General features: G+C 71.0%; 1 protein-coding gene. It reads left to right on the top strand.

Annotation, left to right across the window (positions count from 1 at the left end):
* Window positions 1-9,078: amino acid adenylation domain-containing protein (locus ACYVOO_RS36935; RefSeq protein WP_461020110.1), on the top strand; the 9,078-nt coding region annotated here is incomplete at both ends.

The raw sequence follows: 9,078 nt of genomic DNA, 5'->3' as shown, positions 1-9,078 counted from the left end.
TGGGTGTGGGGGTGGCGAGTGTGGTGCCGTCGTTGCTGGAGGTGTTGGATCCGCAGGATCTGGCGCAGGTCGGGACGTTGTTGGTGGGTGCGGAGGCGGTCAGTGAGAGTGTGGCGCGGCGTTGGTCGGATGGGCGTCGGCTGGTGAACACTTATGGTCCGACTGAGGCGACGGTGATGGTGGCTGCCGAGGCGGTCGATGCCGGCCGTCCGGGTGCGGTGCCCTTCGGCCGCCCGATCGCCAACACCCGAATGTTCGTGCTCGACGACGCCCTCCAGCCAATGCCGGTGGGCGTGGCCGGTGAGCTGTACGTCGCCGGTGCGGGCCTGGCGCGTGGCTATGTGAGCCGTCCGCGGTTGACGGGTGAGCGTTTCGTGGCCTGCCCGTTCGGCTCGGCCGGGGAGCGGATGTACCGGACGGGGGACCTGGCGAAGTGGGCCCAGGATGGCCAGCTGCTCTTCGTCGGCCGGGCGGATGAGCAGGTGAAGGTGCGCGGGTTCCGTATCGAGCCCGGTGAGATCGAGACCGCCCTGCTCACCCACCCGAACGTCACACAGGCCGCGGTGATCGCCCGTGAGGACAGCCCCGGTGATCAGCAGTTGGTGGCCTACGTGGTGCCCAACGGCCGGGAGCCGGAAGGACTCCGGGAACTGGTCGCCTCACGCCTGCCGGACTACATGGTCCCCGCCGCGTTCGTCACGCTTCCCGAGTTGCCGCTGACGGCGAACGGCAAGCTCGACCGCCCCGCGCTGCCCGCCCCCGAGTACGTCACCGGTGCCGGGCGGGCCCCGGCCACGGTGCAGGAGGAGATCCTGTGCGCGGTGTTCGCCGACATTCTCGGGCTCGGGTCGGTCGGGGTCGATGACAACTTCTTCCAGCTCGGCGGGCACTCCCTCCTCGCCGTCCAACTCGTCGAAAAGCTGCGTACCCGGGGGGTGTCGGTGTCGGTGCGGGCGTTGTTCGAGGCGCCCACGCCGGCCCAGTTGGTGGCGTCGACCGGTGCCGGGTCCGTGGAGGTGCCGGAGAACCTGATCCCGGAGGGTGCGGATCGGATCACCCCGGAGATGTTGCCGCTGGTGGAGCTGGACCAGGTGGAGATCGACCGAGTCGTGGCGTCGGTCGAGGGCGGGGCGGTGAACGTCGCCGACATCTATCCGCTGGCACCGTTGCAGGAAGGGCTCCTCTTCCACCACCTCCTGGCGGGCGCGGGCGAAGACGTCTATGTCGCCACCTTCGGCGTGGAGTTCGACTCACGCGCCCGGCTGGACGTGTTCGCGCGAGCGTTGCAGCAGGTGGCGAATCGGCACGACATCTACCGCACGGGCGTGGTGTGGGAAGGGTTGCGCGAGCCCGTGCAGGTGGTGTGGCGGCACGTGGCACTGCCCGTCGTCGAGCACGAGATCGACCGCGACTCCGCACAGCGGGCGGGCTGGGTGGAGTCCCTTGTCGCCCTGGCGGGCTCGGCGATGGACCTGGGCCGTGCCCCGTTGATGGATCTGCACACGGCGCAGGCACCCGAGGGCCGTTGGCTGGCCGTCGTGCGGATGCATCACATGGTGCAGGACCACGTCGGCATGGATGTGCTGTTGGACGAGCTGCGGGCGGTGTTGTCCGGCCAGACCCAGGACCTGGCACCGGCGCTGCCGTTCCGCAACTTCGTCGCGCAGACGCGGGCGGTGCCGCGCGAGGAGCACGGACGTTTCTTTAACGACCTCCTGGGCGACGTGACCGAGCCGACCGCCCCCTACGGCCTGCTGGACGTGCGCGGCGACGGCAGCGGGATCGTCGAGGCGGGCGTGCCGCTGACCGAGGGTCTCACCGACAAGCTGCGGCGGGTGGCGCGCGAGCTGGGTGTCAGCACCGCGACCATCCTGCACGTGGCGTGGGCGCGGGTGCTTGCCACCCTGTCTGGCCGGGACGACGTGGTGTTCGGCACCGTCCTCTTCGGCCGGATGAACGCCGGCGCGGGCGCCGACCGAGTGCTCGGCCCGTTCATCAACATGCTGCCGGTGCGGGTGCGGACAGACGAGGCCGGGGTGCGCGCCGCGGTCGAGGCGATGCGGGACCAACTGGCGGCCCTGCTGGAGCACGAGCACGCCTCGTTGGCGACCGCGCAGCAGGCCAGCGGCATCGCCGACAACACCCCCCTGTTCACGTCGCTCTTCAACTACCGTCACATCACGGGGCCCTCTCAGACCGCAACCGGCGCGCAGCGGGACGAGCGAAGGCCGCTAGAGGGGACCCGCACCGTCTTCGGCGAGGACCGGACGAACTATCCGGTAGGAGTGTCCGTCAACGACCGGGGCGCGGGCGGGCTGAGCCTCAGCGTGGAGACCCCCGACGCCCACGACCCGCAGGCACTGGGGCGCCTGCTGTGCACCGCGACGGAGAACCTCGTCGACGCGCTCACCGATGTCGTGAACGGCGGCCCGGACGTCGCGCTGGGTGCGGTGGATGTGCTCGGCGTGGACGAGCGCGAGTTGTTGGTGTCCGGGTGGAATGACACGGACGCGGATGTGCCGGATGCGTCGCTGGTGGAGCTGTTCGAGGACCGGGTGGCCGCAGATCCGGGCGCGGTGGCGGTGGTGTTCGAGGGCGTGGAGCTGTCGTATGGGGAGTTGGACGCGGCGGCGCATCGACTCGCGCACCACCTGCGGAGCCATGGTGTGGCCCAGGAGTCGGTAGTGGGGGTGTGCCTGCCGCGGGGTGTGGAGATGGTGACCGCGGTCCTCGGGGTGTTGAAGGCCGGTGGGGCGTATCTGCCGGTGGATCCGGAGTACCCGGCCGAGCGGATCGCGCTGCTGCTGCGGGATGCCGCGCCGGTCGTGGTGCTGGACGACCCCGAGGACGTGGCCCGATGGTCGGCCGCAGAGGGGCCCGGCACGGCGCCTTCGACAGCCGGTGTCACACCGCACCCCCACCCCCACCGGCACCCTCACCCGCACCCGCACCCGCGCCCGCACCCCCACCCACCCCCGCACAGCGCGGCCTATGTGATCTATACGTCCGGGTCGACAGGTCGGCCGAAGGGTGTGCTGGTGTCGCACCAGGCCATCGCCAACCACCTGGTGCGGATGCGCGACCGGTTCGGGTTTGGCCCCGGGGACCGGGTGCTGCACAAGACACCGATCGTCTTCGACGTGGCGGTATGGGAGTTGCTGGGCACATTGACCTCCGGGGCGACACTGGTGGTCGCCCGTCCCGGCGGACACCAGGACCCGGACTATCTGGCGGACGTCATCCGCGACGAGTGCGTCACCGTGGTGGACTTCGTGCCCTCGATGCTGGACGCGTTCCTGCTGTCGGACCCGGGGGAGCTGCCGAGTCTGCGGTACGTGGGGACCGGTGGCGAGGCGTTGTCGCTGTCCACACAGCAGCGGCTCTTCGCGGCGATGGACGGGGTGGAGCTGTTCCACCTGTACGGACCGACCGAGACGGCGGTCGACGTCACCGTCTGGGCGTGCGATCCGGCCCAGGAGGAAGGCACGGTGCCCATCGGGGCACCGGCGGCCAACACCCGGGCCTACGTCCTGGACGCCGCGCTGCGGCCGGTGCCGCCGGACGTCAGCGGGGAGTTGTACGTCTCGGGGATCCAGCTCGCCCGCGGCTACGTCGGCCGCCCGTCGCTCACCGGGGAACGCTTCGTGGCCTGCCCCTTCGGCCCGGGGTCCGGGGAGCGCATGTACCGGACCGGGGACCTGGCGAAGTGGACGTCGGACGGGCAATTGGTGTTCGCCGGGCGCGCGGACGAGCAGGTGAAGATCCGCGGGTTCCGTATCGAGCCGGGCGAGATCGAGGCCGCCCTGCTGGACCACCCGGACGTCACGCAGGCCGTGGTGACCGCCCGCGAGGACACCTCCGGGGACAAGCGTCTGGTCGCCTACGTGGTCTCCGGCCGCCACGAACTCGACGTCGAAGCCCTGCGGGTCCTCGTGGCCGGGCGGCTGCCGGAGTACATGGTGCCGACCGCGTTCGTCACGCTCCCGGAGCTGCCGCTCACGGTCAACGGCAAGCTCGACCACAGGGCACTGCCCGCACCGGCGCACTCCACAGGAACGCACTCCGCAGGAGCCCACTCCACAGAGGCGGGGCGCGGTCCTGCCACCGCCCAGGAGGAGATCCTGTGCGCGGCCTTCGCCGACGTCCTCGGTGTGGAGTCCGTGGGCGTCGACGACAACTTCTTCCAGCTCGGCGGCCATTCACTGCTCGCCGTCAGGCTGGTCTCGCGAGTCCGCGCCGTGCTCGACGTCGAACTGCCCCTGCGCGCACTGTTCGACGCGCCGACGGTGGCCGGCCTGGCAGCACACCTTGCAGACGCCACCGGCCAGGCGCGTACCCCGCTGCGTGCCGGGACGCGTCCTGAGCGGGTGCCGTTGTCGTTCGCGCAGCGACGCCTGTGGTTCCTGGACCAGTTGGAAGGGCCGAGCCCCACATACAACATCCCCGTACTGGTCCCGTTGAACGGTGTGGACGCCGGGGTGCTGGAACTGGCCTTCCGGGACGTGCTCGCCCGCCACGAGTCGCTGCGGACGACCTTCCAGGTGGCGGACGGCGAGCCGTACCAGCGCATCCTCGACCCGCGGGACATGGACTGGGAGCTCCAGGTCCTTCAGGCGGAGTCCGGCGAGCTGGCCGGTCTGGTCGAGGAGGCGGAGCGGCACGCATTCGACCTGTCGGCCGAACTGCCCATCAGGGCATGGCTGTTCCAGACCGGCGCGGGCGCAGCGGGCGCAGCGGACGAACAGGTCCTCGTGATCGTCATGCACCACTCCGCCAGCGACGGCTGGTCGACGGTGCCGCTCGCCCGGGACCTGTCGACGGCCTACGCCGCCCGGCTGGAGGGCACCCGCCCCGACTGGGAGCCGCTGCCGGTGCAGTACGCCGACTACGCGCTCTGGCAGCAGGAGTTGCTGGGCGACGAGTCGGACCCGGAGAGCCTCCTGTCGCGGCAGGTGGAGTACTGGCGGCGGACGCTGGCCGGGGCGCCCGAGGAGGTGTCGCTGCCGACCGACCGGCCGCGTCCGGCGGTCGCCAGCCACCAGGGGCACCGGACGCCGGTGCGGATACCGGCCGAGGTGCACCAGCGCATGGCGGACCTCGCCCGGGCCGAGGGCGTGACGACGTTCATGATTCTTCAGGCCGCGCTGGCGGTGACCCTCTCACGGCTCGGCGCGGGCACCGATGTCACGATCGGCTCCGGTGTGGCCGGTCGCACCGACGCGGCGTTGGACGACCTGGTCGGGGCGTTCGTCGACACGCTGGTGATCCGCACCGACCTCTCCGGAGATCCGGACTTCCGGCAGGTGCTGGGCCGGGTGCGGGAAGCGAGCCTGGGTGCACTCGCGCACCAGGACGTACCGTTCGAACGCCTCGTGGAGGCACTGGCACCTGCCCGTTCCCTGGCACGGTACCCCCTGTTCCAGGTGGCCCTGACACTCCAGAACCTGGAGCAGGCGCGGCTGCGTCTGCCCGGCGTGCGGGCGGGAGCGGCAGCCGCGGGCATCGCGGACGCGGTGACCGTGCCCGTCAAGTGCGACGTGGACGTGATGATCGGCGAGACCTACGACGAGCACGGCTGTCCGGCCGGGCTGGTCGGGTCGGTGACCGGGGCGAAGGACCTGTTCGACGCCGCTTCGGTGGAGGCCGTCGCCGAACGGTGGAACCGGGTGCTGACGCTGGTGACGGCGGCCCCGGACACCCGGCTGCTCGCCGTGGACGTGCTCGGCGCCGATGAGCGCGCCCTTCTGCTCAGCGGCTGGAACGACACCGCGGCCCCGGCCCCCGCTCCGACGGCCGTGGGTCTGTTCGCCCGACGGGTCGCTGCGGCTCCGGATGCGGTGGCGGTCGTCGGCGACGGTGTCGAGCTGTCGTACGGGCAGCTCGACGCGGCGGCCAATCGCCTGGCGCGCCATCTGCGCGATCTGGGTATCGGCCGCGAGTCGGTCGTGGCCCTGGGCCTGCCGCGCGGTGCCGAGCTGGTGACGGCGATCCTGGCCGTGTGGAAGGCCGGTGCTGCGTATCTGCCGGTCGACGTGGGGCTGCCCGTCGAGCGGCTGGCCTACCTGCTGGACGACAGCAGTGCCCAGCTCATCGTCGGCACCCAGGACACGCTCGGCGACCTCCCGGTCGGGCGTGTGCGCATGGTCGCGATCGACGACCCGGTGACCACCATGCTCGTGGAGGGCTGCGCGGACACACCGCCATCGCCCGAGGTGGAGCAGGATCCGGCGGGCCTGGCGTACGTCGTCTACACGTCAGGGTCGACGGGGACACCGAAGGGTGTCGCGCTCACCCACCACGGGGCCGTGAACCTGGCGACGGCACAGATCCGGCGGTTCGCGGTGGAACCGGGGTCGCGCGTGTTGCAGTTCGCCTCGATCGGCTTCGACGCGGCGACCTCCGAGGTGCTGATGGCGCTGTGCTCGGGCGCCGCGCTGGTCGTGGCCCCGGCCGAGGAGCTGGTTCCCGGTGCAGGGCTGGCCGAGGTGGTGGCCCGGCATGGTGTGACGCACGCGACGCTGCCGCCCGCCGTTCTCGCCGTGCTGGGTGCCGACGACCTCGGCTCGGTGACCACGCTGGTGTCGGCCGGCGACGCCTTGGACGCGCTGCTGGTGGAGCGCTGGGCTCAGGACCGGCGGCTGATCAACGCGTACGGGCCGACGGAGATCACGGTGTGTGCGTCGATGTCCCAGCCGCTCACGGCCGGTGACGAGCCCGTGATCGGGGCGCCGATGGCCAACACGCGCATGTTCGTGCTCGACGCCGGGCTTCAGCCGGTGCCGGTTGGGGTGGCCGGTGAGCTGTATGTGGCCGGTGCGGGGGTGGCGCGCGGTTACGTGGGTCGTCCGGGGCTGACGGGTGAGCGGTTCGTGGCCTGCCCCTTCGGTCCGGGTTCCGGTGAGCGGATGTACCGGACCGGGGACCTGGTGAAGTGGACGTCGGATGGGCAGTTGGTGTTCGTCGGCCGGGTGGACGAGCAGGTCAAGATACGCGGGTTCCGCATCGAGCCCGGCGAGATCGAGTCCCTGCTGTCGTCCCATCCGAACGTCGCTCGGGCCGCGGTGCTGGCACGTGAGGACGTTCCGGGCGACAAGCGTCTGGTCGCCTACGTGGTGGCGGATTCGGATGTGACAGAGCTGCGGGAGCTGGCCGAGAGCCGGCTGCCGGACTACATGGTCCCCGCCGCGTTCGTCACGCTTCCCGAGTTGCCGCTGACGGCGAACGGCAAGCTCGACCGCCCCGCGCTGCCCGCCCCCGAGTACGTCACCGGTGCCGGGCGGGCCCCGGCCACGGTGCAGGAGGAGATCCTGTGCGCGGTGTTCGCCGACGTTCTCGGGCTCGGGTCGGTCGGGGTCGATGACAACTTCTTCCAGCTCGGCGGGCACTCGCTCCTCGCCGTCCAACTCGTCGAAAGGCTGCGTACCCGGGGTGTGTCGGTGTCGGTGCGGGCGTTGTTCGAGGCGCCCACGCCGGCCCAGTTGGCGGCGTCCACCGGTGCCGGGTCCGTGGAGGTGCCGGAGAACCTGATCCCGGAGGGTGCGGATCGGATCACCCCGGAGATGCTGCCGCTGGTGGAGCTGGACCAGGAGGAGATCGACCGGGTCGTGGCGTCGGTCGAGGGCGGGGTGGCGAATGTCGCCGATATGTATCCGCTGGCACCGTTGCAGGAAGGGCTCCTCTTCCACCACCTCCTGGCGGGCGCGGGCGAAGACGTGTACGTCGCCACCTTCGGCGTGGAGTTCGACTCACGCGCCCGGCTGGACGTGTTCGCGCGAGCGTTGCAGCAGGTGGCGAATCGGCACGACATCTACCGCACGGGCGTGGTGTGGGAAGGGTTGCGCGAGCCCGTGCAGGTGGTGTGGCGGCACGTGGCACTGCCCGTCGTCGAGCACGTCCTCACGGTCCACTCCGCCGAGCCGAGGCGACGGATGGAGCCCCTGGTCGCCGTAGCGGGCTCGGTGATGGATCTGCGTCACGCGCCGTTGATGGACCTGCACGTGGCCGAGGCGACGGAGGGCCGCTGGCTCGGGCTGGTGCGGATGCACCACATGTTGCAGGACCACATGGGCATGGACGTCGTACAGCAGGAGCTCCGCGCGCTGCTGTCCGGCCAGACCCAGGACCTGGCACCGGCGCTGCCGTTCCGCAACTTCGTCGCGCAGACGCGGGCGGTGCCGCGCGAGGAACACGGACGTTTCTTTAACGACCTCCTGGGGGATGTGACCGAGCCGACCGCACCCTACGGGGTGGTGGACGTGCGCGACGTCGGCGGCCGTTTCGTCGACGCGGGCGCGCCCGTTCCCGACGACGTCGTAGACGGCCTGCGGCGAGTGGCGCGGGAACTCGGGGTCAGTCCGGCCACGGTGCTGCACGTGGCCTGGGCCAGGGTGCTGGCGGTGTTGTCCGGACGCGGCGACGTGGTGTTCGGAACAGTGCTGCTGGGGCGCATGAACGCCGGTGCCGGCGCCGACAGGGTGGTGGGTCCGTTCATCAACACCCTCCCGGTGCGCGTACCGACCGGGAGGGTGGGGGTGCGGGCCGCCGTCGAGGAGATGCGGGACCAACTGGCGGCCCTGCTGGAGCACGAGCACGCACCGCTCGCGATCGCGCAGCGCGCCAGCGGCATAGAGCCCAGCACGCCGCTGTTCACCTCCCTGCTCAACTACCGGCAGATTACCGATCCCAACGAGAGCACTGCCGGACGGCAGCAGGTGGAAGGCATCCGGACCGTCTTCGGAGAAGAGCGGTCCCACTATCCGCTGTCGGTGTCGGTCAACGATCGCGGGCCAGGCGGTCTGAGCGTGCTCGCGCAGACCGCCGACGTGTTCGATCCGCACGTGGTCAGCAAGCTGCTGTGCACCACGCTGGAGAAGGTGGTCGACGCGCTCACCGAGGCCCAGAACGGGGGCCCGGACGCAGCCCTGTGCGCAATGAATGTGCTGGATGCGGCTGAACGTGAGCGGGTGGTGGTGGACTGGAACGACACCGCCTCGGACATCGCGGACGTGTCGGTGCCGGAGATGTTCGGACGACGGGTCCAGGCCGCTCCGGACACTACGGCGATCCGGCAGGAAGGCA

The organism is Streptomyces daliensis, assembly GCF_054782395.1.
The sequence above is the reverse complement of the archived record's forward strand: the minus strand, read 5'-3'. Positions and strand labels throughout refer to the sequence as shown.